Genomic DNA, 26,869 nt, shown 5'->3' with positions numbered 1-26,869 from the left:
ATTTTTTTTTGCAAAATAAATCGGTTAAACCCCTTTTGTCATTGAGATGACATCCCTTTATGTCACAATATGTTAACATTTTCACAAAATTGGACCGTATCAATTTTAAAAATGGTTGATTTTAATAATAGAAAGAATATGATTAATATATAGAAAAATAGTTCCATATGAAAAAATGATAGGGAGTGAATGAAATGGTATTAGTCGCACAACAAGTTGATTACTCATCTAAAACGTATTTGAAAAAGCTGGATGCATATTGGCGTGCAGCCAACTATATCTCAGTTGGCCAGTTATATCTGAAGGATAACCCATTACTAAGGGAACCAATCAAGGCATCTGACATTAAAGTAAAACCAATTGGACACTGGGGGACCATCCCTGGACAAAACTTTATTTATGCTCATCTCAATCGGGTGATAAATAAATATGACTTGAATATGTTTTACATTGAAGGACCTGGCCATGGCGGCCAGGTGATGGTTTCCAATTCTTATCTGGATGGCAGCTATACGGAAGTTTATCCACAAATTACACAGGATATCCCTGGCATGAAAAAACTGTTCAAACAATTCTCATTCCCAGGAGGCATCGCTTCTCATGCGGCACCGGAAACTCCTGGATCCATCCATGAAGGCGGAGAATTAGGATACTCACTTTCACATGGTGCTGGGGCAGTGCTGGACAATCCTGATTTGATCGCGGCTGTTGTCGTCGGAGATGGCGAAGCTGAAACGGGACCATTAGCGGCTTCATGGTTTTCCAATCGATTTATCAACCCAGCAACGGATGGCGCCGTTCTGCCTATCCTGCATTTAAATGGGTTTAAAATCAGTAACCCAACCGTTTTATCCCGCATGACGACGGAGGAATTAACCTTATACTTTGAGGGCATGGGCTGGGAACCATATTTTGTAGAAGGTGACGAGCCTGAAGCCATGCACGAAAGTATGGCCGCTGTTATGGATCAAATGATTGAAAAAATTAAACGCATCCAAAATCATGCGCGGGAAACCCATGATCAAACCCGCCCAAATTGGCCAATGCTTGTCTTACGTACGCCAAAAGGATGGACAGGTCCAAAGCAATGGGCAGGCCAGCCGGTTGAAAACTCATTCCGGGCCCACCAAGTTCCGATTCCAGTCGACCAAAACAATATGCAGCATATTGATGCCTTAGTAGAATGGCTAGAAAGCTATCGTCCGGAAGAACTGTTTGACGAAAATGGCCGGCTGCTGCCGGAACTTGCTGAGATGGCCCCTGCTGGGGAAAGACGGATGGCTGTTAATCCGGTTACAAATGCCGGATTCTTGATTAAGGATTTAGTTTTGCCGGATTTTCAAGAATATGCGATTGATACGACGGAACGCGGGCTGACAAAAGCCCAGGATATGTCTGTGTTAGGACGCTATATTCGAGATGTGATCAAACTGAATGCCGACCATCGCAACTTCCGAATTTTCGGACCGGATGAAACGATGTCCAACCGTTTGGCTCCTGTTTTTGAAGTGACCAATCGTCAATGGCTTGATGCTATTAAAGAACCAAATGATGAGTTTTTAGCAGCCGATGGCCGCGTCATCGATTCCCAATTATCCGAGCACCAAGCGGAGGGTTTATTGGAAGGCTATGTTCTGACAGGCCGCCACGGTTTCTTTGCCAGCTACGAAGCCTTCCTGCGTGTTGTAGACTCCATGATTACCCAGCACTTCAAATGGCTGCGCAAGGCAACAGAGCAAGGCTGGCGGGCTGACATTCCATCCCTGAATATCGTGGCCACTTCAACGGTGTTCCAGCAGGATCACAATGGTTATACCCACCAAGATCCAGGATTGCTGGGCCACTTGGCAGACAAAAAACCAGAATTCATTCGGGAATATTTACCTGCTGATGCCAACTCATTACTGGCCGTGTTTGATACGATTTTAAATGATCGCCAAAAAATCAATTTGGTGGTGTCTTCTAAACATCCACGCCATCAGTGGTTTACCGCTGAGGAAGCAAAAGAATTAGTGGATAAAGGGTTGAAAATCATCGATTGGGCGAGCACAGATGAAGGCAGAGAACCGGATATTGTGTTCGCATCTGCAGGAACAGAACCAACCATTGAAAGTTTGGCTGCTATTTCAATCCTGCATGAAAAATTGCCAGAATTAAAGATCCGCTATATTAACGTGGTGGATTTATTGAGACTTAGAAGCCAAAAGCTTGACCCACGCGGTTTGCCTGATGCTGAGTTTGATAAATTTTTTACTGCAGACAAACCTGTCGTCTTTGCTTTCCATGGATATGAAGGGCTAATTAAAGACTTGTTCTTTGACCGCCATAATCATAACTTGCACGTCCATGGGTATCGGGAAAACGGCGATATCACAACACCTTTTGATATGCGCGTCTTAAACCAAATGGACCGGTTTGATTTAGTGAAAGAAGCTGTACAAAATTTGCCGGATGCGGAACAATACACAAGTATTGTGGAAGAAATGGAAGAAATGGTGGAGAAACATTATCAATATATTCGTGAAGAAGGTTCGGATTTGCCAGAAGTAGAGAGCTGGGAATGGAAAAATTTTAAATAAATGGTGAAAAGAGCAGCTGGATCAGTTGCTCTTTTCATTTTGATTATGGTCAAAAAAATACCTCCTCAAGAATTGGAGCTATTTTTATCCACTATTTGTCATTAATGGATCCTGTTTGGGTTTCACGGTTTAAGGATGACTTTTATGCAATCCTCTGTTCTTGTATCGAAAACCTCATAACCATGCTTGGCTTGGTCTAATGGAAGGACATGTGTAACCACATCACTGGGGTCAATTTTTCCAGTAGAAAATAAATCGTATAAGAAAGGCATATAAGGAATGACCGGTGCCTGTCCCATCTTGATATCGACATTTCTTTGGAATATATCTCCCAGAGGAAAAGCATTATAGCGCCCTCCATACACCCCAGTAATTTGAATAGTGCCGCCTTTTCGGACAGCTTGACTGGCAATCACGATGGCACCCATTGCTCCGCCTTGGAGCTTGAGGCCGCTAGCCAGGAACTCCATTGGGGTCCATTTTCCATCCATTCCCACTGCATCAATCACGACATCTGCTCCGCCTTTGGTGATCTCCTTCAGATGTTGGCCGGTATTCTCATGTTGTTCAAAATTAATAATCTCCACTTTGTTTGTTCGTTTCGCATGCTGCAGGCGATAGTTAATATAATCTACGGCAATGACCCTTTTAGCCCCTTTAAACCAGGCAAACTTTTGAGCAAGCAGTCCAACAGGGCCGCAGCCCAAAACAATGACTGTATCTCCATCTTTTACTCCGGCATGGTCAACGGACCAATAGGCGGTTGAGGCGGCATCCGCTAGCAATATGAGTTTCTCATCTTCCACTTCACAATCTTCGGGGATTTTAAATGGGGTAAAATTTCCGTATGGAACCCTCATATATTCTGCTTGCCCGCCGGAATAGCCGCCAGTTGTTTCAGAGTAGCCGAAAAAACCGCCCATGTCACCGTGAGGATTGGAATTGTCACATTGGCTGGTGAGGTCGTGCTGGCAATACCAGCAAGTCCCGCAGCTCACATTAAAAGGGATGATGACCCGATCACCTTTCTTTAAGTTTCGAACACCTGGACCAACCTCTTCCACCACTCCCATTGGTTCATGTCCAATAACAAAGTTTGTGGGGGTATTGGGAATCATGCCGTGAATTAAGTGGAGATCCGATCCGCATATGGCAGAGCTGGTGATTTTTACAATAATATCATCTGAGTTTTTTATCGCGGGATCTTTGACGTCTCGTACTTCCACATTTTTGATCCCTTGATATGTGACAGCTTTCATGAAAGGATATCCCTCCTTTTATTGGTTTGGTGTGGCAAACATTCCGCCTCGATCGGTATCCATAGGGAAGAGTGTCATTTGGGCAATTTGGACAGCTGTCTCCGTTCCCTTCATGTCGACTTTATACTGTTTAGTAAAGTCATGGGGATTGAGCCAGCCATTTTTTATCATTAAATCCGTAATATCTCCATGCAAATCAATGGCTGTCTCCAGTTGTTTAGCTAAAATCCTTCTTAGTTCAGGGTTTGCGGTTTCCGTAATAGCAAATCCATAATTGCGGATGCCAGTTTTAACCGATATTAGAAAATCCATAGCAAAGGTGGAATCAGCCAGATTGGGCATTCCTTCAGCATTTCTTGGATCAAGATAGTCCTGCATGGTTTTCGCCTCCATATTAATGAAGTAATTGACTTTGTTTATAAAATGGAAGCAATTCATTGATATCCTGAATGGTCTGCTTCACATCTTTTTCCATTAACTCTTTTAATTCATTATTAAAACAAATTCCCTGCATTAATTTTGACCTAAGTAAACAGACCGTTTTAAAATTGATGATTTCATGCGTCTCTAATGTTTCATGCAACGCTAACATTTCCTTATCCATTTACTCACCTCCAATTTGCGTAACAGAAATATTGTCCCAATAAGCTTTTTCTTTTATGCAAAATGTTAGAATGCTGTCCAAACCATTTTTATTGGAGGAAGAATATTGAGCCCAATTTATTCAAATGATAACGAAGTAAATAAGAATTAATGGAGTGAAATATAAATGGTGAAATATTTAGGCCTTCATGAAACACTGGATCTTCACGAATTGCTGACTTTCAAAAATCTGTGCTTAACCAAAGCAACAACGATGAGTGCATTAGCAGTGGATCCTGAATTAAAAGCGATACTGGCAAATGATGTCACCACTGGGCAGCAGCATATTGAACAATTGCAGCAATTATTAACCAATCGGGAGGCTTAACGATGAATCAATTTATCCAAAATATGATCGGGATGGGCGGCATGACTGATCAGGTGATCGCGACAGACTTTCTGATATCGGCTAAAGCGGGGGTTAGAAATTATACTGTGGCGATTACGGAGGCTGCGACCCCTGAACTGCGTGCTGTCTTAAGAGAACATTTGCGTGCTGCGATACAAACACATGAGGATATTACTAACTTTATGATGGCGAAGGGGTATTATCATCCGGATGAATTGAGCGAGCAGCTCCAGGTAGATTTAACGGCGGCCAACACTGCAACAGAATTGGCGCAAAAATCAAATAGTTAAAAAACAACGCAGCTTTGCGTTGTTTTTTTATGGAAATGATGCCGTTTATGGCTGTCAGGGAACTTGAAATAGTGGACTTGGACTTGGCATGTCATTGATGAGACAGGAAAGGATCAAGATTTTTCGCCATGAATTGTATATGACGACAAAAAAGAAGGCCGAGCCCAATTGTCGCCATGAAGAAGTGTTCCAGTCTGCGTGCGAGCGGATCTTTGAACAAAAGAATATTAAGTTACAAATTTTCGATAGGCTGTGTAACCTTAATCTTAAATTGCTAGTCTAAGTTGGTAAAGGATGGTGATAGCCTTGAAGATAGGGACTATTTCAATAGTATTAGCGAGTTTCTTTATTTTGACCGTCTGGGCAATAGGGCATAATCCGGAAAGTTTGGAAGAAGCATTGGTTGATGACGATGTTGAAAAAATAGCTTCTTCCAATAATGAACTGGGGCTGGAAGTGCTTAGAGAAGTCAGTGGAGATGGAAACACGCTGATTTCCCCTGTCAGCTTATTTATGGCCTTATCCATGGTTTATAACGGTTCCGATGGGGCAACAAAAGAAGAAATGGGCAAGGTCTTACACTCTGCTGGCATTGATGCTGCTGATCTAAGTAAAGCCAACGCCTCCCTGATGTCACTGCTTCAACAGGACTCAAAGAAAATTCAGCTACATATAGCCAACTCCATCTGGCTCAACCAGGACTTTCACTTTCAATCCGATTTCGCCAAAAATAACAAGAAACACTTTCATGCCGAAATCCAAGAAATTGATATAAAAAACAGCAAATCTGTCAAAAAGATCAATGACTGGGTGGAGGAATCGACCAAAGGAAAAATAGAAGACATTGTCGAGTCACCTCTAGATCCTGATTTAGCCGCCATTCTTATTAACGCAGTCTATTTTAAAGGGAATTGGAAAGATGCATTTGACGAAAAGAAAACAGTGAAACGAACATTTCAGCTTGCAAATGGCACTTCAAAAATGGTACCCCTTATGGCTTTGAATAAAAAGCTGCCTTATATGGAAAATGAAGAGTTCCAGGCCGTTTCCTTGCCATACGGTGATGGAAAATGGAGTATGAACGTATTTCTCCCAAAAGAAAACTCTAATTTAGAAGAATTCCAGAATAGGCTGACACCTGAAAACTGGGAGCAATGGAGAACGGAATTTACTTTAAAAGAAGGGACCGTATTGTTACCTAAATTCAAACTAGAATATGAGGTATTATTGAACGAAGCTTTGAAACGCCTCGGCATGCCCACAGCCTTTGATGGTCAACACGCCAATTTTTCAAAAATGATAATGGAGCCCGATCAGGTGTGGATCAGCAAGGTCAAGCAGAAAACCTATATAGAGGTGAACGAAAAGGGGACGGAAGCGGCCGCCGCCACCTCTGTTGAAATGAAAACAGAGATGGCAATAACAGATCCGCCATTCTTTATGGAGGTGAACAGGCCTTTTTTCTTTGCAATTATGGAAGAAAAAACGGGAACCATCGCGTTTATGGGCTTAATTTCAGATCCCTCCAAAGCCTCCTGACATCAAAAGAATGATAGGGTGATTATTCGCTCATACTACTATGGGTGATGAATGATGCCATGCCAAACAAGCGGCGAATTAGAGCAATTAGTGGAGGAAGCGAGAAAATATTCAAAACAGGGCAAGGTGGCGGACTACATTCCCGAGCTGGGGAAAGTCAATCCCGATGAGCTGTCGATCGCAATTCATTATCCTGACGGAAGATGTCTCTCTGCAGGAGATATTGATACAAAAATCACGCTGCAAAGCATTTCAAAGGTGGTCAGTTTAGCTCTTGTTCTAATGGAACAAGGTTCTCGGTACGTGTTTGAACGGGTTGGAATGGAGCCTACCGGCGATCCGTTTAATTCGATTGCCAAATTAGAAATCATGGCACCGGCAAAACCGTTAAACCCGATGATTAATGCCGGAGCCCTTGTGGTGACCCATATGATTAAAGGGGAGTCGGTTGAAGGCCGGTTTAATCGGTTATTAAGCTTTATCCAGGAATTGGCCGATGATCCTTCGATTGGCTATAGTGAAAAAATAGCCCGTTCCGAACTCGAGACGGCTGATTTAAACCGGTCATTGGGCTATTTTCTCAAGCAGCATCAAATCATTACCGAGAACGTTGAAACCTTACTGGATTTATATACGAAGGCTGATCAAAAAGAACCCTGCATCAAGCAAAGACGGCATGAAATGCTTTTGAACCAGACCATAGATGATCAATCCAATTCCCAGCAAGACATCAATCAAACGCCAGAAAACTAGATGCCGCAGGCTCACAAAGAACATACTATCTACTGGCTTTGTCAGCACATAATGCAACGTCCTCATCCGGATATGCCAAAAGAAGTCTCGGCATATTCGGGCGCAGTGCAAAATTGATTAGCCCTTGCTTCCCGTATTTGCCGGTCCATTTCCCAGACATCCCAAGCGCTTATGAGACGCTCCACCATAATCAACGCTACAAAGTACAAAACAAAAGTATCGCCCTGATCGGGATAGATATTCATCCACACCATCATGGTAATTAAGGGCTGGACCATTGTCCCGAACATCCAGACCATCGTCGAGAGCTGATAAGCAAACATCTCTACATATTTCATCCGCAAGATCGCTCGATATTTAGTGATCATTGGACTCCTCCTGAAACGCTAGCGTGATGACTTCTTCCATAGGCGGTTCTTGAATGTTCAGGTCATTAATTTCGTAATTGGCCAGCAGCTCAGATGAGACATGTGGAACACGGTCCCTTGCGACTCGAAGCGTCAGTTTTCCATCTGAATAGGAAACGACTTCGCCGTAGGATTCCCATCGGCCCAGAGCAACAGATGGAAGTCGCACCTCCAACAATTTATAAGGCGTTAATTTTTTCGATAAAACTTGCAATTCTCCGTCGTAAAGCAGTTTCCCATGATTAATGATCATGACCCGGTCACAAAGTGCAGTCACATCGCCCATATAATGAGAGGTTAAAAGAATTGTTGTTTTGTGTTCCCGGTTATAGTTGAATATGAATTGACGCACTTTTTCCTGTGTATTGACATCCAATCCAATGGTCGGTTCAACTAAAAACAAAACGGAGGGACGGTGCAATAAAGAGGCGGCCAATTCACATTTCATCCGCTTGCCAGCATTTTCATCGTGGTTGTTTTTCCGGCTCCATTTGGGCCCAAAAATCCCACAATTTCGCCGGTATTGATGGTGAAGGATACATCCTTCACAGTATGAACAGTCTGGTATTCCCGTTTGAACAAACTGCGTAACGCTTCCGTCCAACCCTCCTGCCGGACATGGACACGAAAGGATTTATTTAAATCTTGAACTTGAATTGACATATTTCCTCCAACAAGACGTTCTATTTAAAAGATTTCTTATTTGATTATAAACAGAAACAGAATGTAAACAAGTATAAATGAACTCAATGTTTTATTCTTTTATATCGGCTGTTCTTTTTGTATTCTAGAGGAGAGACATGCGGATGACGCAGAGGGACATAATCCTAGAGGATAGCGACAGGAAAGGGCTGGCTGGTATAAATGAATCAGAAAATATTGCCTGCTTCGGGCAACATGAAGGAATTCGAGCAATTTTTGCGAAGCCCCTATGAAATGGGGGTATTTTTGGATATGCATATGGCCCAGCTAAAAAATATTCATCACATGGCAAAACAGCATGGGAAGAAAATGATTTATCATATGGATTTAATTCACGGAATGAAAAGTGATGAATACGCAACGGAATACCTCTGTCAGGAATTTAAACCATATGGCCTGATTTCTACCAAAGCGAATGTCATTCTGAAGGCAAAACAAAAAGGGGTCATCGCCATTCAACGGGTCTTTTTGATTGACAGCCATGCCCTGGAAAAAAGCTATAAAATAATTGAGAAAACGCAGCCGGATTATATTGAAGTGCTTCCCGGGGCGATGCCATGGATGATTGCGGAAGTAAAAGAACGGGTGAATATCCCGATATTTGCTGGCGGCTTAATCCGAACAGAGGATGAGGTACTGGGTGCACTGGAAGCTGGTGCACAGGCGATTACGACTTCAAAACGGGAATTATGGGAATATTTTGCGGCCAAAGGTTAAAATGATATGATCAGTATTTTAAACGGGGAGGGGAAAAAATGGAAAAATATATTCTGTCTTTGGATCAAGGCACGACAAGTTCCCGTGCGATTCTTTTTAATCAAAAGGGTGAAAGCGTTTTTAGCGCGCAAAAGGAATTTACGCAGTACTTTCCAAAGCCAGGCTGGGTTGAGCATAATGCGAATGAAATCTGGGGGTCAATTCTTTCGGTGATTTCAGAAGTTTTATCAGAAGCCGGGATTACTCCTGAACAGATTGCCGGGATTGGCATCACCAACCAGCGGGAAACAGCAGTGGTTTGGGATCAAGAAACAGGGCAGCCGATTTATAATGCGATAGTTTGGCAATCAAGGCAAACGAGCGACATTTGTGATGAATTAAAGGAAAAGGGCTATGATGATTTGTTCCACAAGAAAACCGGGCTGCTGATTGATCCTTATTTTTCCGGCACAAAAGTCAAATGGATCCTTGACAATGTTTCAGGGGCACGCGAGAAAGCCGAGCAAGGAAAGCTGTTGTTCGGTACTGTTGATACTTGGCTAATTTGGAAGCTTTCTGGCGGCCGCGCCCATGTGACCGATTATTCAAATGCATCGCGGACATTGCTGTTCAATATTTATGAGCTTAAATGGGATAAGGAATTGCTCGAGATTCTTGGTGTACCGCTGTCGATGCTTCCGGAAGTCCGCCCGTCTTCGGAGATTTATGCGAATACAGTGGATTATCATTTCTTTGGCAGGGAAGTGCCGATTGCTGGTGTTGCTGGAGATCAGCAGGCAGCCTTATTCGGGCAGGCATGCTTTGCACCGGGAATGGCAAAAAACACCTACGGTACAGGCTGCTTTATGTTAATGAATACGGGTGAGAAGGCGGTTGATTCGAAGCATGGTTTGTTAACTACGATTGCATGGGGGATAAACGGTCAGGTAGAGTATGCGCTGGAAGGCAGTATTTTTGTAGCTGGTTCTGCGATTCAGTGGCTTCGCGACGGTCTAAGAATGATTAAGGATGCCAAGGACAGTGAAGGGTATGCTTTAAAAGTTGAGTCGGCAGAAGGTGTGTATGTTGTTCCGGCATTTGTTGGGCTGGGAACCCCTTATTGGGACAGTGAAGTCCGGGGAGCGGTTTTTGGATTGACTCGTGGAACCTCAAAGGAACATTTTATTCGGGCGACTCTTGAATCTCTTGCATATCAAACGAAGGATGTCCTGTCAGCCATGGAAGCGGATTCTGGTATTGAATTAAAAACGCTTCGTGTGGACGGTGGTGCTGTGAAAAATAACTTTTTAATGGAGTTCCAGAGCGATATTCTCAATGTTTTGGTGGAACGGCCGGTTATTAACGAGACCACCGCTTTGGGTGCGGCATATTTGGCGGGACTGGCGGTTGGCTTTTGGAAAAACCAAGAAGAAATTTCGAAGCAGTGGAAGGTCGAACGCCAATTTACGCCGAAAATGGCTGAAGAAACCCGCAATCAGATTTATGCTGGCTGGCAAAAGGCCGTTCGAGCAGCAATTGCCTTCAAATAAAAACATAAACAACATGAATACTTTGTGATATAATGAAAATAAGTTAATAATTGTCAGGAGAGTTAGAGAGACCACAGAACATTATCCGAAAACGATAGTGTCTTTTGTGGTCTCTTTTTTATTGTACTTATGATTCTTGGAGTGGTCAGTGCCCCGTGAAGAGGAAAAAAAGGAGAGACAGTCAATGTTCATGAACTTGAAAAAGATGGGCTACGGTAACAGAGGCAGAAATCATGAAGACAAATAACCAAAAAGCATCTCAGGTTTTGTCGCCATGAAGCCGTTATGAGGACAAAAACCAAAAGAGGCAGCCAGGTTTTGTCGCCATGAAGCCGTCATGAGGACAAAAAATCAAAAAGCAGCTCAAGTTTTGTCGCCATGGAGCTGTCATGAGGACAAAAACCAAAAGAGGCAGCAGGGTTTTGTCGCCATGAAGCCGTCATGAGGACAATTACTCGCCGTAGACCCGTTTAAAGAGCAAAGCTATGATCGAGTCTTTTTAGATCCATGAAAGATTCTTAATCATAAAATATATCGCTTCTAATTTTTAGGAGGAAAAAAATGAAATTTTCTAATTTAAATCGTGATGTAATCGTAAAGCACCTAAAAGATGATGTCTATGATATATTCGTCATCGGTGGCGGAATTACCGGGGCGGGGATCGCCTTCGATGCACAGACAAGGGGCATGAAGACAGCACTCGTGGAGATGCAGGATTTTGCGGCGGGCACCTCCAGCCGGTCGACCAAACTTGTCCACGGCGGGCTCCGGTATTTAAAACAATTTGAAGTGGGGATGGTGGCCGAAGTCGGGAAAGAGCGGGCAATCGTTTACGAAAATGGACCCCATGTCACCACACCGGAGTGGATGCTCTTGCCCCTGCACCAGGGAGGAACATTTGGCAAATTTAGCACCTCTATCGGATTAAGAGTCTATGATTTTCTGGCTGATGTAAAAAAGTCAGAACGGCGCACCATGCTGTCAGCTGAGGAAACATTAGAAAAAGAGCCATTAATTAAAAAGGCCGGTCTTAAGGGCGGCGGCTATTACGTTGAATATCGGACAGACGATGCCAGATTAACGATTGAGGTCATGAAAGCGGCTGTTGAAAAAGGCGCCATCGCCCTTAATTATTCCAAGGTATTAAAACTTGTCTATGAGAATAGCAGAGTGGCTGGCGCTCTCATTCAGGATCAATTAACTGGTGAAGAATATGAAATTCGGGCAAAAAAAGTAGTCAATGCGACAGGTCCATGGGTCGACCAAATTCGAGAAATGGACCGCTCGAAACAAGGGAAAACACTGCAGCTGTCCAAAGGGGTGCATCTGGTGATCGACCAGTCCCGTTTTCCCTTGAAACAGGCCGTATATTTTGATACACCCGATGGACGTATGGTATTTGCGATTCCACGGGATGGCAAAACCTATGTTGGCACGACCGATACTTTTTATAATGAAGATGCTGTTAGCCCGTATATGACTGTAAGCGACCGCAGCTACATTATCAACGCGATTAACTATATGTTTCCGGATGTCCAGATTAGTGAAAGGGATGTCGAATCCAGCTGGGCTGGTGTTCGTCCGCTCATCTATGAGGAAGGGAAAAGTGCCTCGGAAATTTCCCGGAAGGATGAAATTTGGGAATCGGATTCGGGTCTCATTACCATTGCTGGCGGAAAACTGACAGGCTATCGGAAAATGGCGGAAACAGTTGTTGATCTTTTATCCAGCAAATTCCATGAAGAAGAAGGAAGAAGCTATTCGGCATGCCAAACTATAAATCTGCCAATCTCTGGAGGTGAGGTAGGAGGTTCAAGGGAGTTCCCTTCCTATATCTCTCAGCATTATCAAAAAGGAATGGAGGCAGGACTATCAGAGGAAGAGGCTAAAAAGCTGGTGAAGACATATGGTTCCAATGCCGATACTGTATTCGAGCTGTTAGCTGCGAAAAAAAACGAAGCAGAAAAATATAATCTGCCATTGGACTTATTCGCCCGGCTTGTCTATGCCATAGAACATGAAATGGCAGCGACCCCAATTGATTTCTTGAACCGGCGCACTGGCGACCTCCTGTTCAATATTGAAAACGTACAAAAATGGAAGAAGCAAGTCATTGCTTATATGTCCGATTGCTTCCAGTGGAAGGATGAAGAGGTCAAGAAATATACTTTGACCGTAGAAAATGCCTTGAAAGCATGCGTCATCCCTGTAGATGAACAGATGGAGTACCCAAAGGCAGGGAATGGGAAATAAAAGGTATTTTAAAAACAACAAAGCAACGCACTTTTTGCGTTGCTTTTGTTTTGGATAAACACCTATAAAAAAGTATGGTGAAATAAATATCTAAGGTTGTTCTGGAGTAGTGGATAGGTTGAGGTTGTGGTTACTATGAGGCGGGACCAGCTCATATCCAGTTAGATCTACGTCGTCATCATCTGAGTAAGATTCAGTCGCTTTGTCCCGGCACTCCCAGCACTCAGCCCGATTTCTTTCCATAATTGCTAATTCTTGTCCACAGGAAATGCAAACATCCATAGCAGGATACCTCCTTATTTTTTAAAAATTTATATAGTAAATAGGTGTTAACATGATTATAGGTTCAGGTGGCAGACAGGGGGAAAAAGGAAGAAAAGTTTGTGTTTATACAACTATATTATAACAAAGCAACATCTGTTGTGTGTAATGAAATATTGTCAATTTTATGAAAAGTTGAGAACAAAGTATAAAACCGGTCTGACAAATTAAGGTACGATCAATGATGTTGGAAGGAGGTTCCCTTGTATTCACTATGAATCCTATCAGGAAAAATCTGGTTGACGCATGGCTTTGCCCATAATAAAATAAAGAAAATTTCAATGTGTGAAACAACTCTTTTCAGATGGGATAAATCAAGGGGGAATAGCTATGGGGAAAGTTTTTTCATCGATCCTTCCAAGCCACGAAGAATTCATAAAAAAGCAACGGATTTTTTTTGTTGGATCAGCACCACTGTCAGAAGATGGGCATGTGAACATTTCCCCAAAAGGGCATGATGTGCTGCGGATCTTTTCACCAACTGAGGTAGCTTACTTGGATCTAACTGGCAGTGGGAATGAAACAAGTGCGCATCTAAAAGAGAACGGCAGAATCACTTTCATGTTCGCAGCTTTTGAAGGCCCTCCGATGATTTTGCGTCTCTATGGAGAAGGAAAAGTGATATTGCCTGGAACTACGGAATGGGATAACATAGCTGGTCATTTTGACTTGTTTCCAGGTGCAAGGCAAATCATTTTTGCCAAAATTGAAACGGTCAAAACATCATGTGGTTTTAGCGTTCCCTTCTATTCGTATGATGGGGAAAGGGATACACTTCAAAAGTGGGCTGCCCATAAAGGGGAACAAGGGCTGGCAGACTATCATAAAGAAAAAAATTCAACGAGTATGGATGGGATCGTAACGCCAATCGGCGAAGCAATTGCAAACTCAGGATCATGAGGGACGTATGGAAGGATTGGTTTCCCATCATGACCAAAAATGATCAAGAGGATAGCTGCGCATAAGCAGGCTATCCTCTTGTCAGTCATTATAACTGTTGGAGGATCCTTCTGGCTGAATCGATCCCGTTTTCAATACAGTCCGGAATGCCTGCTCCATAGTAGGAGCAGCCGGCAAGAAGCATGCCTGGGTAAGATGCAGCCATTTTCTTTTCAAGTGCTTCCACACTTTTTGGATGGGTAATCAAATAATTTGGCATTTGTTCGGTCCATTTGGTCACTTCACTTACAACAGGCTGGACGTTTAGACCAAGGCTTTTGTGGATATCTTCCAGAGCAGTCTCAAGCAGTTCTTCCCGGTCCATCTCCTTTAATGCAAGGAAGGAAGGATGGCTGCTTTTATAAAAAAGCCGCACCAGCAGGTTTCCGGACTTGGAGGTATGTTCCCATTTCCTGCTTGTCCAAGTACAGGCATTGCACGATAATTCTTCTGTATTTGCGGTGATGAATCCGGTGCCATCTGCTGGCAGAATGCTGTCAGGTACGTCAAATCCAAGATACACACTAATCAGTGAACTGTTTTTCAATCCAGAAAATTCGCCTTGAAGATCCAGATCATCAATTAAGTTTTCAGCAACAGTGTGCGGGACACATAGGAGGACATAATCCGCTTTGATGATTTCCTGATTGCCAAGAAACACTTGATACTGGCTGCTGTTTTTTTCTATCTTAATGACTTTTGTATTTTTAAAAATTTCTACATCACCAAGATTTTGCTCTAACGCGTCGGTCAACGTATCCAACCCATTTTGAAAAGAAATGAATTTCCGTTCTCCGCCTTTAAATTTCTGTTTATTGGCTTCCAGCCCTTTTATGATGCTTCCATACTGTTCTTTGTAATCCAGCAAATATGGGAGGGTGGAGGCGATGGTCAAGTCACTAAGTTTTCCGGAATAGACGCCGGAAAGAACTGGAGAAATTTGTTTCTCTACTAATTCTTTTCCAAGAAAATGCTCAAGGAAGGCTCCAATCGAATCGTTTTTCGTGAACGTTTCATTTGGTGTATAAAAGTCCTTTAGTGCAGCTGCTTTTCCTTCTGGTGAGATGAGCGTGCTTTTCGCCAGCGATTCAATACTGGCCGGAATGCCGAAGACCGCATCCTCCGGAATAGCTTTCAACTCTCCATCCATGTAAATATAGGAACGGCCTGTTGCATTGTAAACAACTTCCGATTCTAAACCAAGTTCTTCGATTAAAGGCATGGTCTCCATTTTGCGGGCCACGATGGAGTCCGCTCCCGCTTCCATGACAAACCCGTTTTGTTTGACGGTCCGGATCTTTCCCCCGAGCTGACCAGACGACTCAGCAAGAACCAGCCGTATATCTGCACCGGTCGTTTTCTTCCACTTCTGCAATTCATACAAGGCTGATAACCCGGTAATCCCGCCGCCTACAACAACAACTGTTTTCAATTCTGCCACCTCAACTACTCATTCCAAATAACTTTCCTCTTTCGATTATACCTTATCACAATACACCTCGAAATTTAAACAGCCTAGACAACGTCACTTTAACGCTTTACTAGAGTGGGGGACAGGCCCCATTTAATATTTGACATTCTGTATACAAATTTATATGCTGTTAAATATACGTATACATTTGTATGCAAAGGAGGATGTTTTTCAATGAATCAAGAAGAGATGGCGGGTTATTGGAAAGGTGAGAAGCACCGGGGCGGGGGGCATAAACGAAGAGACCGTCATGGGGCTCAAACCTTCCGCCGCGGACGGGCATTAGACTTTTTAGAAAGGCTCCAGCTAAAACGGATGACCTTAAAGCAGCAATTGGAGGCACCAGAGTTCCTGGAGATCAAGCCGATCATTCTTGGGGAATTGAAAGCGATAGAGATGGTCATTGATGAATTTGTTCAGCAGTTTGAACTCTATGAAGTGGAAGAACTAAAAAAGCCTGTAGGACTAGGAGAAGGGGAGGAAGAAGTGTCTTCGGAACCGAATACGGATCCTGAGTAGAGAAAGGAGAAAATTCATGCTGGGATTAAGACACTACATAAAGCCTTACTGGAAATCTGTTTTAATTGCACCTTTATTTATGTTATTTGAAGTGATTTTTGATCTGCTCCAGCCAACCCTTGCCGCCAAAATCGTCAATCAAGGAGTGGTCGAGCGGGATTTACAAACCATTCAGCATACAGGGGCTCTGATGGTTCTGACAGCCGTGCTCGGATTATTGGCTGGAGTAGGGTGCAATATCTTTGCCAGCCGTGCATCGCAGAACTTTGGTGCCGATATGCGGGAGGCTCTATTCACAAAGGTACAAACATTTTCGTTTGAGAACCTGGATACCTTTAAGAGCGGCACGTTAATTACGCGGATGACCAATGATGTCGTTCAGGTCCAAAACTTAATGAGAATATTTTTGCAATCCCTGATTCGGACACCTGGATTATTAATCGGCAGCATCATCATGTCCTTACTGCTGAATCTTCGTTTAGGACTCATCCTATTAGGGACATTGATTGTTTTAGTTTTCATCCTGTTTGTTATCATTCGATACTCTTATCCGTTGTTTGCAAACGTCCAAGCTAAACTCGATGCCGTAAACAACCGGCTGGAGGAAAACTTGGCAGGAATCAGAGTCGTTAAGGCGTTTGTCCGCTCGGATTATGAAACAAGGCAATTCAAACAGGCCAATAAAAATTATGCGGAATCTGCCATCAAAGCGGCACGGGTGATTGCGATGAATACACCGATTGTGACACTCATTATGAATGCCTGCTTGGTTGGAATCCTGATGTACGGCGGCAGTTTGGTTTGGATGAGGTCTGTCCAGGTGGGAGATTTAGTCGCCTTTATAAACTATGTAACACAAGTCCTTTCTTCCTTGCTCATGGTGAGCACGCTACTCGTGAATATCTCTCAATCAAGTGTATCAGCCAAACGGATTCAACAGGTCTTAACAACAGAATCTACGATTATTAGTCATCCATTTAAAAAAGATTTCAACATTCAAGCAAAACAGATCAAGTTTCATAGGGTTGGATTTTCATATGGAGGAGCGTCCCATCCAGAGGAATGGGTCCTGCGGGATGTCAGTTTTGAGACTGGAAAAGGGGAAACCATCGCTATCATTGGGGCGACAGGCTCCGGAAAGTCAACGCTTGTCCAGCTGATACCAAGGCTGTACGATGTCACGTCCGGCTCGATTCTGATGGACGGAACAGACATCCGCAATCTACCCCTCTCTGAGCTTAGAGGCAAAATTGGTATGGTACTCCAGGAATCGTTTTTGTTTACGGGCTCCATAAGAGAAAATATTGCTTTTGGAAAACCGGATGCCCTACAAGAGGAGATTGAAGAGGCTGCCAAAATCGCTCAAGCGCATGACTTTATTACAAAGCTGCCAAACGGTTATGAAACAAAAGTGGGCCAAAAAGGCGTCAACTTGTCTGGCGGACAAAAACAGCGGCTGGCAATAGCCCGTGCCCTGCTGATCAAGCCTCCGATTTTAATACTGGATGACAGCACAAGTGCCTTGGACCTTGGAACCGAGAAACGGCTCCGCGATTCTTTAGCAAAAATAATGATGGACAGCATCACATTTTTAATCGCCCAAAAAATCTCATCCGTGATAAACGCCGATAAAATTCTTGTCATGGAGGACGGTGCCATTGCAGGATGCGGGACCCATCAAGAATTGATGGAAACGTGTGATGTTTATCAGGATATTTATCGCTCCCAATATGGGGAGAGGGGGAAATATTATGCCGAACAGCAGCAATCCAGCTAAAAATAATCCAAACCCCTTTCAAATGTCTAATCGCGGTCCTCGTCCTGGGGAAGTTCCGACAGTAAGGTCAAAGAATGCGAAAGCGACTCTTCGCAGAATATGGACCTATTTAAAGAGGCAGCGGCAAGCTCTTTGGCTTGTGGTCATTAGCACCGCTTTAGTCTCCTGCTTTACTCTATTGGGCCCTTACTTGATCGGCAAAACAATTGATGATTATATTGTCCCTCATAAACTAAACGGTTTTCAGCTCATGGGTTTGGCTTTACTTGGGATTTACCTTTTAGGTGCCGCTTTCACTTGGCTGCAGCAATATGTCGCAGCGGGTTTAGCACAGAATACGGTAAGAGAAATGCGCCAAGATCTTTTTGAAAAATATCAGCAATTGCCAGTTCGATTTTTTGATCAGCGGACACACGGTGAGTTAATGAGCCGAACGACCAATGACCTGGAAAACGTCTCTAATACACTGAACCAAACTGTTGTTCAATTGATTTCCAGTGTATTCATGCTTGTTGGCAGTGTGGCCATGATGCTGAGCTTAAGTCTTTGGATGACACTGATTGTCATTTTAACCGTCCCATTGATTACGACGATTACGAAAAAAATAACTAAATATACACGCAAATATTTTTCTGAACAGCAAAAGAGCTTGGGGGAAGTGAATGGTTTTGTTCAAGAAAGCATTTCGGGATTACGAGTGATTAAGGTGTTTGGACGGGAGGCCAAATCACTGGAAGAGTTCCGGGAGATGAATGAAAGGCTGCGTTCAGTTGGATTAAAGGCTCAAACGATTTCAGGTTCGATGGGTCCCCTGATGAATGCGACGAGGAATCTTACCTTCGTGATTATTGCAGCCATTGGCGGTGTCTTTTCCTATCATGACATTATTACGATCGGAATTATCGTCAGCTTTCTTAATTATTCCAGCCAATTCAGCCAGCCGATTAATCAACTGGCCAACCAGTACAACCTGCTCCAATCAGCTATAGCCGGAGCGGAGCGTGTGTTTGAGGTGCTAGATACGAATTCAGAGGATTTAGAAGAGAAGGTAACAGTTCCCAATAAAAAAATTTACGGGGAAGTTACTTTCAATCAGGTTCATTTTGGATACACTCCGGATGTACAGGTCCTAAAGAACATTTCATTTCAGGCCTCTCCTGGACAGATGATTGCGTTAGTGGGTCCAACAGGGGCGGGAAAGACGACGATTATTAATCTATTGACGCGATTCTATGAGATTCAATCGGGGGCCATCTTCATTGACGGAGAAGATATCCGCCAGCTGGACAAAACCTTTTTAAGAAAACAAATCGGACTTGTTTTGCAGGATGCTTATGTTTTCTCTGGGACAATTCGGGAAAATATCCGTTACGGACGGCTAAATGCTACTGATAGAGAGGTAGAGGAGGCGGCGCGTCTAGCGAATGCCGATTCGTTTATCAGAAAGCTGCCTAAGGGGTACGACACGGAATTAAATGCAGAGGGAAGCAATCTTAGCCAAGGGCAAAAACAGCTATTGACGATTGCCAGGGCGGTATTGGCTAATCCATCTATTTTGATTTTGGATGAAGCGACCAGCAGTGTGGACACTCGGACAGAGTTTCATATTCAAGAGGCGATGAAGACATTAATGATGGGCAGAACCAGTTTTGTGATTGCCCACAGACTTAGTACCATTCGTGATGCTGACATGATTTTGGTCATTCATGATGGAGAAATCGTTGAGCAGGGGTCGCACGAAGAACTGTTATTGAAGAATGGATTTTACTCCAACCTTTATAATAATCAGTTAACACAGGGGTATGTGAGTTAAGAAAAAACATTATTTATATATGGAGAAAAATATTATTGCTTAGGCTAAAGTGCAATCATATCCCACTGTACAACAAAACTGTAAGGAGCGCCCTCTTCTCATGGCCTTTTTTTCTTGGAAGATTAGAAGACCTTTAGAATGGGATAGATAAAGCTATGGCTGCCGATCATTTTGAATATGAGGTATAAAGAGGTTTAAGTTTAATGACATTGATTAGATTGTATGCAAAGGTTTCTAAAATGTGAAAATTTAAACATTTTTAAAAAACACGTAGTTATATGTCTTATAATGAAGGAGGGTATAAATTATTAAATGGAGGGAATGTCGATGGAGGCAAAACAAATGGTATTTGTAAATGAATTTACAAACGGTATTTTGGATCCTGATGAGGAGATGCTTGGACCTGTTAAAGATGGGGGGCATATTATTGCCAATACGGCACCAGGCTGTTGGGGACCGATGATTACACCCTGCCTTCGAGGGGGGCATGAAGTGACCAAACCAGTTTTTGTTGAAGGTGCTGAAGTAGGTGATGCAATCGTAATCAAGATTAATAATATTCAAGTTACATCAGTCGTTACTTCATCAGGGAATGATAAACCAGTAGAAGGAAGATTCATAGGGGATCCATTTGTTGCAGTCAAATGTCCCGAATGTGGAGAAATGCATCCTGATACATTAATTGAAGGAACAGGGCCAAAAGCAATCCGATGTAAAAAGTGCGGTGCAGATGTGACTCCATTTATTTTTACGAATGGCTACACAATGGCTTTCGATGCGGATCATAAAGTAGGGGTTACTCTAAATAGAGAAGCTGCTGAAATGGCGGCGGCGGATGGAAAAAAATATATGTTAACTCCTGAAAATTCTGTTCAAAACCCAATCGTGACATTTGCCCCACATGATATGGTTGGAACGGTTGCAAGGCTTCGACCATTCCTGGGACAGCTTGGAACCACTCCCTCCAGAAAATTTCCTGACTCCCATAATGCGGGTGATTTTGGCCAATTTTTAATCAATGCTCCACATGAATATGGACTGTCTAAGGAACAATTGGAAGAGCGCACGGATGGCCATATGGATATTAATCGGGTGCGTGAAGGGGCTGTTGTTATATGTCCGGTAAAAGTTCCTGGTGGCGGTATCTATATAGGAGATATGCATGCCATGCAGGGAAATGGTGAGATTGCTGGCCATACTACCGATGTTTCCGGTATTGTTTCGCTTCAGGTACACGTCATAAAAGGCCTAAGACTTGATGGACCTATTCTTTTGCCGGTAGAAGAGGATCTTCCCTATTTAGCAAAGCCGATTACTAATGCTGAAAAAGAGAGGGCGTTAAGTTTAGCTAAACAATGGGGAATTGAGGAATTAGAAGAGTCACTGCCAATCTCAATCATTGGTACGGGTTCAAACCTAAATGAAGCAACGGAAATTGGGCTGAAACGCGCAGCAGATTTATTTGAAATAACTGTCCCTGAGGTAATGAATCGTGCTACGATTACTGGGTCGATTGAAATTGGCCGTCACCCTGGTGTGGTAACCATAACCTTCCTTGCACCAATCAATTATTTGGATAAATTAGGACTCACTGAACTAGTGAAGAAGCAATATCTATTAAAATAAGGGAAAATTCCAAGTATTTATTATACCTGTAAATTGTCGATATTTCCCGGTAAATAACCTCGGGAAGTGCCAAATATTGACTATTATCCTTTTATTATATTAATAGTTTCTTGATAAATATGGTTAAAAGAGCAACCCATCGTTTCGGTTGCTCTTTTATTAATCTGTTGGATTTGCCATGTTAAATCAGTTTTATTTAATAAGCGCCACGAATTAATTCTTTTACTTGATCATTGTAAAATGTCCTTAGCTTTTGGAGTTCTTCTTCTGAGAAGGATGCTGTCTCTAAGGCCTGCAAATTACTGTCGATTTGCTGGATATTCTTAAATCCTGGAATCACGCAAGATACTTCTTTTTGGTCAAGAATCCATCGAAGTGCGGCACTAGCCATTGATGGTCTTCCTTCTGCAATCCACTTCAACTGATCTGCGAGTTCTACACCATTAGCGAAACCGACGCCAGCAAATGTCTCACCAACATTAAAGGATTCCCCATTTTCATTGTAACGGCGGTGGTCGTCTGCTTCAAAAACATGCTCTTTTGTAAATTTTCCAGTCAGTAATCCGCTGGCAAGCGGAACCCTTGCCAGAATCCCTACCCCTTGTTCATATGCTTTAGGTAAAAGTTCTTCTAAAGGTTTTTGCCGGAAAATATTAAAAATGACTTGCAGCGCTTTCACGTTTGGATGCTCTAAGCAGATCAATCCTTCTTCGACTGTTTCCACACTGACACCATAGTTTCTAATTTTTCCTTCATGTTGTAAGCGATCCAATACATCAAAAATCTCACCGCTCCGTAATATTTCTGTAGCTGGGCAGTGGATTTGGTATAAGTCTATTGCTTCCCGCTGTAAACGCTTTAGACTTGCTTCGCAATAAGAGCGGACTGTTTCATAGGAATAGTTATTTGGGTCATGGATATCCTCTTGCCGGCAAAATTTTGTAGCGATATAGATTTCATCTTCTTTTCCTTTTGTTGCTTTTGCCAGAAGTTCTTCACTATGCCCATCTCCGTATACATCTGCTGTGTCAAAGAAATTGACACCTTTATCAATCGCGTACTGGATAGCTTTTAGGGATTCTTCATCATTGGTTCTTCCCCAGCTGCCGCCAATTGCCCATGTCCCGAAGCTTACTTCACTTACCTTTATACCTGTTTTTCCTAATTCACGGTAATTCATATGTATCAAGTCTCCTTTCTATATATATCATTATATCTCATACATATCGATCATGAAATTTTAATACAAAAAGAACCTCTTCTCATAAGCAAAAAAGCTGCGAAAAGAGGGACTTAATTTACTGCACTAAAACGTTAATGAGGCGGGGGACAGTCCCCGTTGTTGCGGTTCTTTATTTTGAATATCTCCAGCCAACCATTTATCAAAGAAATCTTGGTAACCTTGTTTCATAACAGAACTTGAAAACCTATCAAAGGCATACATCCGATTTTCTAGCGAAAACTTGGTTGGGGAGGCAAGTGCCATGTTTACTAGTTCGAACCAGTTTTGATCGTTGCCTGAAAACGCATGAGTTGAGTTAATATGGTCATAGCAAGGATGCGATGGCTTAACTATAATTTTTCCCATCGCCAGCGCTTCAGTTAAAGGCATAGCAAACGTATCAAATTTCGAACTGTTCCAATAAACCTTTGCCGTATTCATAAGAGCAAAAACCTCATCTTGCGAAAGAGCAAACTCCAGCTGCACATTGTCAGGAATGTTGTACCTCTTCACACTTTCCCGATACCGTTCGCCCCCAAACACCATAAACACTTCTGCATCAGGGTTCTGTCTAGCATACTCCAGAACCACTTCTGGCTGGCGATTCTCTTCGTCTCTTCCAATCCACAATACGCGGTTATCGACGATTTGCGAGGGATCAAAATGCCTCTCTACTAATCGTTCATCAAACCCTATCGGAATAACCGTCACATCCTCCACACCGAACTTTGAATGCAACTCACGTTTCAGAAACTCCGTTTGAACAACCGCTTTGTCCACAATGGAGTAAAAGGGCTTCATCATCTCATAACCCGTCAAAGCAGGATCAGGAAAACTATGCGGGAAAAGGACACTGTTTTTAATAAACATTTTTAAAAATGTAAAACCCGATACGGTATAAATCACATGGTCAATATTTTCAGCATAGAGCTTGTCCAAAACAATATCATAATTGACTAGATCGCCTTTCTCATGTTCATATCCATGAAGATGATCATAGCCGCTAACATGCCGTTCCGGTGAAATAAAAACGATATCAACGCCGAACTCACGGCAAATCGCTTTTAACCTTTCTGCAAAAATCCGCGGACCATGATTCTCAGTAAATTGTATCTTCCTCATTACTAATCCAACTTTTTTCATTCAACACTCACCTTTTTAAATCTCACTCTCTCTTAATAGTAGTTATTGTAACATAAAGGACTATTGATCAAGTTACCTATAAAAGGAAAAGTCAAGATTAGAATAAAGGAATTAAGAACTTTGGCTGAAAAATTTACATATTTGTGAATATTTTTACTTGATATTGAAGGATATTTCAGAAAATGGTAGTATCCAATTATTCCGATAAAAAAACTATGTTATTCTAGAGAACCAGTTTAATCAATTTAATCTCACTATGAAATCCGCAGGAACGAGGGAACATATATGATTGAGCTAATCGAAGTTTACAAAACCTTCAATCGAAAAGGCATCTCCAATGAGGCCCTAAAAGGGATTCATTTAAAAGTGGAAAAAGGGGACATTTTCGGAGTCATTGGCTATAGCGGAGCAGGCAAAAGTACGTTAATTCGTTTAGTGAATTATTTAGAGAGGCCAACGAAAGGGCAAGTGTTTATTGAAGGAAAAGCATTAGATACTTACGACGTCAAAGAATTGCGTGCAGTCAAAAGGAAAATTGGCATGGTGTTTCAGCATTTTAATTTGCTCGAATCAAAGAAAGTCTTTGATAATGTGGCTATGCCGCTAATTTTAGCCAATAAGGATAAAAAAGAAATCCAAGCAAGGGTAACCGAACTGTTGGAGTTTGTTGGTTTAAGTGACAAAGCTGGCAGTTACCCCAATGAATTATCAGGCGGGCAAAAGCAGCGCGTCGGGATTGCAAGAGCACTGGCCTCGAACCCATCCATTTTATTATGTGATGAAGCGACATCAGCTCTCGACCCACAGACCACTCAATCCATATTGCAATTATTAAAAAAGATTAATAAAGAATACAACATTACGATTATGATCATTACACATGAGATGTCGGTAATCCAGGAAATATGCAACAAAGTCGCTGTTATGGAAAACGGTGAAATTATTGAACAAGGTTCAGTACTGGACGTATTTGGCCATCCGAAGCATCCAACAACCAAAAACTTTGTCCGTACCGTGATTCAAACAGAACTTCCTGACAGAGTCAAGCAATCAGTCGAACAGGAAGCCGATTACCGGTTATTTAAACTGGAGTTTGTCGGAGAAACAGCTTCTGAACCTATTTTGTACAACTTAATCCGCCAATCCGATATCAAATTCAATCTATTATTTGCCAGTACCGCTGAAATACAGGAAACAACATTAGGTAACATGGTCATTCAGCTAACAGGTGATAATGAAAAAATCAACCAAGCCGTGTCATTTTTGAAGGCAAACGGTGTAGAGGTAGAGGAGGTGCAAGAAATATGATTTCAACCACAATTACAGCCGACCAGTTTGTCCAGGCGGTTATCGATACGATTTACATGGTAGGGATGTCCCTATTAATTGGCGCCTTAATCGGGATTCCACTTGGGATTTTTCTGGTTGTAACCAAACCAGGAGGCATTTTGCAAAATAAATGGGTGTATAGCATCCTTAACCCAATTATCAATATACTTCGCTCACTGCCATTCATTATTCTTTTGGTCGCCATTATTCCGTTTACGAGATTAATCGTACATACGTCGATTGGAACAAATGCTGCGATTGTTCCGCTGATCATCTATATCGCTCCTTATATTGGACGTCTTGTTGAAAATTCATTATTGGAGGTCAATCCGGGAATTTTGGAGGCAGCCGAAGCAATGGGGGCAACGCCCTTTCAAGTAATTTGGCATTTTTTATTGCCTGAAGCGTTTGGTTCGTTAATCCTAACATTGACCACAGCGACCATTGGTTTGATTGGAGCCACGGCCATGGCAGGAACGGTTGGCGGCGGAGGAGTGGGGGATTTAGCTATTTCGTATGGTTATCAGCGTTTTGATTCGTTCGCCATGGTAGCTACCGTTGTGGTGTTAATCATTCTAGTAGAAGGAATTCAATCGTTTGGGAACTATCTGGCTAGGAAGGCAAGGAGAAATTAATAGATAACAAGGGAGGCAATGTTCATGAGTGCATGGAACAAAAAGGATCGCTTTGACGCGCTTTTGTCCGGAGAATTGGCTGACCGTCCCATTGTGAGCGGCTGGCGCCATTTTACAGACAAAGAACAAAATGCAAAGGATTTAGCAGACACAACCATCCAATTTACCAAACAATATGATTGGGATTGGGTAAAAATTAACCCGCGGGCGACGTATTTATCCGAGATTTGGGGAAATGCCTATGATTTTCAAGATTATCGGACGGTGTTCCCTAGACAAACTAAAGCAGCCATCGCTATACTTGCTGATGTTTGGGAAATTCAAGTAAAAGCTGCTGCTGCTTCGGCTCCGTTGCAAGAACAATTACAGGCTGTGAAACAAATTCGAGAGGGGCTGCCTGAAACACCCCTTATCCAGACTATCTTTTCACCATTAACCGTTTTATTGTTTTTGGCTGGCCGGTCTGCCTATGTTTATGAAACTATTTTCGGGATAGACAAGCCTGTTTCTTTTGAAGCATTGTTTAATGAACAAAGGTCAGGGGTTCATCAAGCTTTGCATGCCATCTCCTTGACTCTGGCAGACTATGTGACGGAACTCGAAAGGGCTGGTGCAGATGGGATATTTTATGCAGTTACCGGCACAGCTCATCCCAAGCTGTTTGACGAATCCATGTTTAATGAATTTTCCAGACCCTATGACATGATCGTGCTGGAGGCTGCACAGCATGTCAAGCGGGTTTTGCATACTTGCGGCCCTTATTCTCAGCCGGAACGGTTTAATCACTATCCGATTGAAGGCATAAGCTGGGATACGGGTGCTGCGGGAAATATCGGTTTAACTGGTGACTTAAAAGCAACCAAGGTGGGCGGTGTCGACCATGAATTGTTTGCCAAAAATGACATCGGCCGAATTCAGGAGCAGGCCAAGGAAGCGCTCCGTCTTATGTCCAGCCAGCCGTTTATCTTGGCGCCAAATTGTTCCATCCCGATTACCGCGACAGACGATGCGTTACTGCAATTAAAGAAATCTATTTTATAAAGGGGCTTACTAAA

21 protein-coding genes and 3 pseudogenes are annotated in these 26,869 nt (G+C 42.7%); 16 read left to right on the top strand and 8 right to left on the bottom strand.

Translation table 11 applies throughout. From position 1 onward, the window contains the following. Nucleotides 1–194: 194 nt before the first annotated feature. Complete coding sequence (locus NFS43_RS05335; protein WP_251550225.1) at nt 195–2,579, top strand: phosphoketolase family protein; 2,385 nt, start codon at nt 195–197, stop codon at nt 2,577–2,579. Between the two features lie 122 nt (nt 2,580–2,701). Here the strand turns inward: NFS43_RS05335 and NFS43_RS05330 are convergent, their stop codons facing one another. From NFS43_RS05330 to NFS43_RS05320, 3 genes are read right to left on the bottom strand one after another with little or no spacing between them, the layout of a single operon-like run. Then, on the bottom strand, nt 2,702–3,838 hold the full coding sequence (locus NFS43_RS05330) for a zinc-dependent alcohol dehydrogenase (RefSeq protein ID WP_251550224.1): 1,137 nt from the start codon (nt 3,836–3,838) through the stop codon (nt 2,702–2,704). An 18-nt stretch (nt 3,839–3,856) separates the two neighbouring features. Then, nucleotides 3,857–4,216 carry a spore coat protein gene (locus tag NFS43_RS05325; RefSeq protein WP_251550223.1) on the bottom strand — a complete coding sequence of 120 codons (360 nt, stop codon included), beginning with the start codon at nt 4,214–4,216 and terminating at the stop codon, nt 3,857–3,859. A gap of 16 nt (nt 4,217–4,232) precedes the next feature. Next, complete coding sequence (locus tag NFS43_RS05320; RefSeq protein ID WP_251550222.1) at nt 4,233–4,442, bottom strand: spore coat protein; 210 nt, start codon at nt 4,440–4,442, stop codon at nt 4,233–4,235. A gap of 165 nt (nt 4,443–4,607) precedes the next feature. Between NFS43_RS05320 and NFS43_RS05315 the strand changes: the two genes are divergently transcribed. From NFS43_RS05315 to NFS43_RS05300, 4 genes and pseudogenes are all read left to right on the top strand, one after another. Then, on the top strand, nt 4,608–4,808 hold the full coding sequence (locus tag NFS43_RS05315) for a hypothetical protein (RefSeq protein ID WP_251550220.1): 201 nt from the start codon (nt 4,608–4,610) through the stop codon (nt 4,806–4,808). A gap of 2 nt (nt 4,809–4,810) precedes the next feature. Further along, nucleotides 4,811–5,119 carry a spore coat protein gene (locus tag NFS43_RS05310; RefSeq protein ID WP_251550219.1) on the top strand — a complete coding sequence of 103 codons (309 nt, stop codon included), beginning with the start codon at nt 4,811–4,813 and terminating at the stop codon, nt 5,117–5,119. Between the two features lie 306 nt (nt 5,120–5,425). After that, a complete protein-coding gene (locus NFS43_RS05305; protein ID WP_251550216.1) occupies nt 5,426–6,658 on the top strand; it encodes a serpin family protein in 1,233 nt (410 codons plus the stop codon). Between the two features lie 54 nt (nt 6,659–6,712). After that, nucleotides 6,713–7,297, top strand: a pseudogene (locus NFS43_RS05300) (glutaminase); the annotation flags it as partial. A gap of 3 nt (nt 7,298–7,300) precedes the next feature. Here NFS43_RS05300 and NFS43_RS05295 read toward each other — a convergent pair. Both NFS43_RS05295 and NFS43_RS05290 read right to left on the bottom strand, forming a co-directional pair. Next, nucleotides 7,301–7,538 (bottom strand): annotated as a pseudogene (locus NFS43_RS05295) (ABC-2 family transporter protein); the annotation flags it as partial. A gap of 230 nt (nt 7,539–7,768) precedes the next feature. Then, nucleotides 7,769–8,481: pseudogene (locus NFS43_RS05290) on the bottom strand (ATP-binding cassette domain-containing protein). 201 nt (nt 8,482–8,682) lie between these two features. On the opposite strand from NFS43_RS05290, the gene NFS43_RS05280 reads away from it, so the two are divergent. From NFS43_RS05280 to NFS43_RS05265, 4 genes are all read left to right on the top strand, one after another. After that, nucleotides 8,683–9,237, top strand: coding sequence for a glycerol-3-phosphate responsive antiterminator (locus NFS43_RS05280; protein ID WP_251550212.1), 555 nt, complete (start codon nt 8,683–8,685; stop codon nt 9,235–9,237). 38 nt (nt 9,238–9,275) lie between these two features. Beyond that, complete coding sequence (gene glpK, locus NFS43_RS05275; protein ID WP_251550210.1) at nt 9,276–10,766, top strand: glycerol kinase GlpK; 1,491 nt, start codon at nt 9,276–9,278, stop codon at nt 10,764–10,766. Nucleotides 10,767–11,327: 561 nt separating this feature from the next. Next, nucleotides 11,328–13,019 carry a glycerol-3-phosphate dehydrogenase/oxidase gene (locus NFS43_RS05270; protein WP_251550208.1) on the top strand — a complete coding sequence of 564 codons (1,692 nt, stop codon included), beginning with the start codon at nt 11,328–11,330 and terminating at the stop codon, nt 13,017–13,019. 651 nt (nt 13,020–13,670) lie between these two features. Continuing rightward, complete coding sequence (locus NFS43_RS05265) at nt 13,671–14,240, top strand: pyridoxamine 5'-phosphate oxidase family protein (protein WP_251550206.1); 570 nt, start codon at nt 13,671–13,673, stop codon at nt 14,238–14,240. A gap of 88 nt (nt 14,241–14,328) precedes the next feature. On the opposite strand, the gene hemG is transcribed toward NFS43_RS05265, so the two are convergent. Next, entirely contained in the window at nt 14,329–15,711 is a 1,383-nt protein-coding gene (gene hemG, locus NFS43_RS05260) for a protoporphyrinogen oxidase (RefSeq protein WP_251550204.1), read from the bottom strand. Between the two features lie 213 nt (nt 15,712–15,924). On the opposite strand from hemG, the gene NFS43_RS05255 reads away from it, so the two are divergent. The 4 genes from NFS43_RS05255 (at nt 15,925) to NFS43_RS05240 (ending at nt 21,485) form a co-directional block, all read left to right on the top strand. Continuing rightward, nucleotides 15,925–16,269 carry a hypothetical protein gene (locus tag NFS43_RS05255; RefSeq protein WP_251550202.1) on the top strand — a complete coding sequence of 115 codons (345 nt, stop codon included), beginning with the start codon at nt 15,925–15,927 and terminating at the stop codon, nt 16,267–16,269. A gap of 16 nt (nt 16,270–16,285) precedes the next feature. Next, nucleotides 16,286–18,046 (top strand): ABC transporter ATP-binding protein, encoded by a 1,761-nt coding sequence (locus NFS43_RS05250; protein ID WP_251550200.1) that lies wholly within the window; start codon nt 16,286–16,288, stop codon nt 18,044–18,046. Next, nucleotides 18,021–19,859, top strand: coding sequence for an ABC transporter ATP-binding protein (locus NFS43_RS05245; RefSeq protein ID WP_251550198.1), 1,839 nt, complete (start codon nt 18,021–18,023; stop codon nt 19,857–19,859). The genes NFS43_RS05250 and NFS43_RS05245 overlap by 26 nt, the downstream gene beginning before the upstream one ends. Before the next feature lie 327 nt (nt 19,860–20,186). Next, nucleotides 20,187–21,485: an acetamidase/formamidase family protein gene (locus NFS43_RS05240; RefSeq protein ID WP_251550196.1), complete on the top strand. Its 1,299-nt coding sequence runs from the start codon at nt 20,187–20,189 to the stop codon at nt 21,483–21,485. A gap of 196 nt (nt 21,486–21,681) precedes the next feature. On the opposite strand, the gene NFS43_RS05235 is transcribed toward NFS43_RS05240, so the two are convergent. Then, nucleotides 21,682–22,665: an aldo/keto reductase gene (locus tag NFS43_RS05235; protein ID WP_251550194.1), complete on the bottom strand. Its 984-nt coding sequence runs from the start codon at nt 22,663–22,665 to the stop codon at nt 21,682–21,684. 126 nt (nt 22,666–22,791) lie between these two features. Next, nucleotides 22,792–23,850: a glycosyltransferase gene (locus NFS43_RS05230; protein WP_251550192.1), complete on the bottom strand. Its 1,059-nt coding sequence runs from the start codon at nt 23,848–23,850 to the stop codon at nt 22,792–22,794. A 285-nt stretch (nt 23,851–24,135) separates the two neighbouring features. Here NFS43_RS05230 and NFS43_RS05225 point away from each other — a divergent pair, with 285 nt between their 5' ends. Genes NFS43_RS05225 through NFS43_RS05215 form a run of 3 tightly spaced genes read left to right on the top strand, consistent with a single transcriptional unit; the run spans nt 24,136 to nt 26,855 of the window. Beyond that, a complete protein-coding gene (locus tag NFS43_RS05225; RefSeq protein WP_251550191.1) occupies nt 24,136–25,158 on the top strand; it encodes a methionine ABC transporter ATP-binding protein in 1,023 nt (340 codons plus the stop codon). Next, nucleotides 25,155–25,814 (top strand): methionine ABC transporter permease, encoded by a 660-nt coding sequence (locus NFS43_RS05220; protein ID WP_251550189.1) that lies wholly within the window; start codon nt 25,155–25,157, stop codon nt 25,812–25,814. The genes NFS43_RS05225 and NFS43_RS05220 overlap by 4 nt, the downstream gene beginning before the upstream one ends. Nucleotides 25,815–25,838: 24 nt before the next feature. After that, nucleotides 25,839–26,855, top strand: a complete 1,017-nt coding sequence (locus NFS43_RS05215; protein WP_251550187.1) for a uroporphyrinogen decarboxylase family protein — start codon at nt 25,839–25,841, stop codon at nt 26,853–26,855. Nucleotides 26,856–26,869: the final 14 nt, after the last annotated feature.

It is taken from the genome of Neobacillus muris (genome assembly GCF_943193175.1).
Lineage (GTDB): Bacteria > Bacillota > Bacilli > Bacillales > Cytobacillaceae > Neobacillus > Neobacillus muris.
The sequence above is the reverse complement of the archived record's forward strand: the minus strand, read 5'-3'. Positions and strand labels throughout refer to the sequence as shown.